Raw genomic sequence first — 2,312 nt, 5'->3', positions numbered from 1 at the left:
TCTCCTGTCGCATGGAGTGCCAACCGGAGCTTCGTCCTCCGAGGTGCGATGAGGTGGCCGACGCGGCGATCAGCACCGGGACCAGGGCACGGAGGTGGGCCAACCGGGCGGACCAGCCCGCAGCTGGTCCGGCGTCGACATTGATCTGCAGGGCGGCGGTGGCCGACATCATGGCGCGACCCGGCCCGGGACAGCCCAGGGCTTCGAAGTGTTGCTCCATGGCCACATAACGCTGGTGCGGGTTGGTCCGCTGGACCGGGCGAGCCGGATCCGCGCCCAGGGGGGCGGCGCCGTAGCCGGCATCCGCCAAAGCTCTGCGCAGCGCCTCCCTGTCGGCACGCAGCGCAGTGACGCAGCCGACGACGTCGTGGTGGGGTGGCGTCGAGAGCTCGATCTGTCCGCCCGGCTCGAGCGTCACCGAGCTGCCGCCGGGCATCACCGGGAGATCCGCGAGCAGGGACTGGACCGCGACCCAGCTCGGCCGCCGCTCGGGACGCGCCAGATCGACGAGATGGAACTCGAGCTCGAGGCCGACACGCTGTTCCTCGCCCGAGCGCAGCGCCCCGTCCGCGATGATCCGGCGCGCCGACTCGACCGGGCTTCTCGGGTCGAGTGCGCGGAGCTCTGTCGCCTCGGGGACTGCTCGGATGGTCATCGCCCCTCCAGGTCCGGACCGGTCATGGTGACCGCGGGTCGGTGCGGGGGCGACCACGAATGACCGTCCTCGTTACTTGTTCAACACCATGCCTACCCGAGGACCCGAGCAGGTTCAAGTGGACCGGCGAGTAGTTCCGTGATCCGTAACCGTTGCCGGTCGGGGGTGCGTGGGTCAGTCCTCGCCGGCTTCGAGCAACGCCTTGAGCCGCACCAGATCCTTGGTGGTGGCGCGCCTCATCGCACGTTCCATGATCGGCGCCACAACTCGGGAGAACCCCGCTGGGTTTCCCCGGTTGCGCAGCGTCATCCTCGTCGCCCCTTCGCGTGCCGGTTCCCACGTGTAGGTGGTCTCCATCGGGAACGGACCGTCAGCGGTACGCATCACCAACCGGCGCTCGGACTCGAGTTCGATCACTTCGTAGGTGTAGGCCAGACGTCTCCCGAGGAACTGGGCGACGAACTCCATCCTCGAGCCGACGGCGACAGGCGGTGGCGTCTGCCAGACGACTGACGTGATGTTGGCGTACCACTCGACAGCCTTGGTGGGGTCGCCTGCAAACGCCGCGACCACCGCGGTCGGTTGCAGGATGGTCGTCTCCACCTCGACGTCGACACTCATGGTGGACATCCTTGCGCGCCCAGGAGCGCATGGACAGCCGGCCAGCACGTCGCCTTCGGTGTACAGGCGCCCGACCGGACGATTCTCCGGCCACTGACGAGCGCCACCAACGGCTACGGTGGGCATCGGTGCGCCGGGAAGTCTGGTCGGCAGTCGATGAAACGACCCACCAACCCTTGGGAGCACCTCGCGTGAACCAGCCACTACCCTCGTCCACGCCCAGCCCTGCGCCGGGAGGTCGGCTGCTCTTCGGCCGCGGTTCGTGGTCCGAGGACTCCCGCGTCGCCGACCTGCTCCGTCAGGAGACCGTCGGCGGCGCCCTCCTGCTCGTCGGCACGATCATCGCCCTGGTCTGGGCCAACAGCCCATGGGCGGAGTCCTACGACGCGCTGCGCGACTACCGCTTCGGGCCCGAGGCGCTGCACCTGGACCTGACACTGGGCACCTGGGCCGCCGATGGGCTGCTTGCGATCTTCTTCTTCGTCGTGGGCCTCGAGCTCAAACGCGAGTTCGTCGCCGGCGACCTCAAGGACCCGCGCCGTGCGGCGCTGCCGATCCTGGCCGCCATCGGCGGGATGGTGGTCCCGGCGCTGGTGTTCGTCGCCGTCAACGCCACCTCCGTCGACGGCGCGCTGCGCGGCTGGGCGATCCCCACCGCCACCGACATCGCCTTCGCCCTCGCCGTGCTGGCCGTGATCAGCACCCACCTGCCCACGGCGCTGCGTACCTTCCTGCTCACCCTGGCCGTGGTCGACGACCTGTTCGCAGTCACCATCATCGCGGTGTTCTACACCAGCGACCTGCACCTACTGCCCCTGCTCGCAGCGCTCGTCCCGATCGGCTTGTTCACCCTTGCCGTGCAGCGCCGCCACCGGTCCTGGTGGCTCCTGCTCCCCCTCGCCGCCGCGGCCTGGACGCTGATGCACGCCTCGGGCGTCCACGCCACCGTCGCCGGCGTCCTCCTCGGGTTCGCCGTGCCCGTCCTCCGCAGCCAGGCAGCCGGCGGCCCCGAGGCCGGTCCCGGACTGGCCGAGCA

At 69.8% G+C, this 2,312-nt stretch carries 3 protein-coding genes; 1 reads left to right on the top strand and 2 read right to left on the bottom strand.

Features of this window, described 5'->3' with window-relative positions; all coding sequences use genetic code 11:
* The coding region (locus RMO85_RS17560) for a glutamate-cysteine ligase family protein (RefSeq protein ID WP_310530010.1) at nt 1–655 on the bottom strand (655 nt) is incomplete at its 3' end.
* 174 nt (nt 656–829) lie between these two features.
* Nucleotides 830–1,276 (bottom strand): SRPBCC family protein, encoded by a 447-nt coding sequence (locus RMO85_RS17555; protein WP_310530009.1) that lies wholly within the window; start codon nt 1,274–1,276, stop codon nt 830–832.
* Between the two features lie 191 nt (nt 1,277–1,467).
* Here RMO85_RS17555 and RMO85_RS17550 point away from each other — a divergent pair.
* Nucleotides 1,468–2,312, top strand: an 845-nt coding sequence (locus RMO85_RS17550) for a Na+/H+ antiporter NhaA (RefSeq protein ID WP_310530008.1), incomplete at its 3' end; no start/stop codon positions are given.

The sequence above is a fragment of the Nocardioides sp. genome (assembly GCF_031422975.1).
In the GTDB taxonomy this organism is placed as follows: Bacteria; Actinomycetota; Actinomycetes; order Propionibacteriales; family Nocardioidaceae; genus Nocardioides.
Note: the sequence above shows the minus strand (reverse complement) of the source record. Positions and strands in the feature narration are given on the sequence as shown.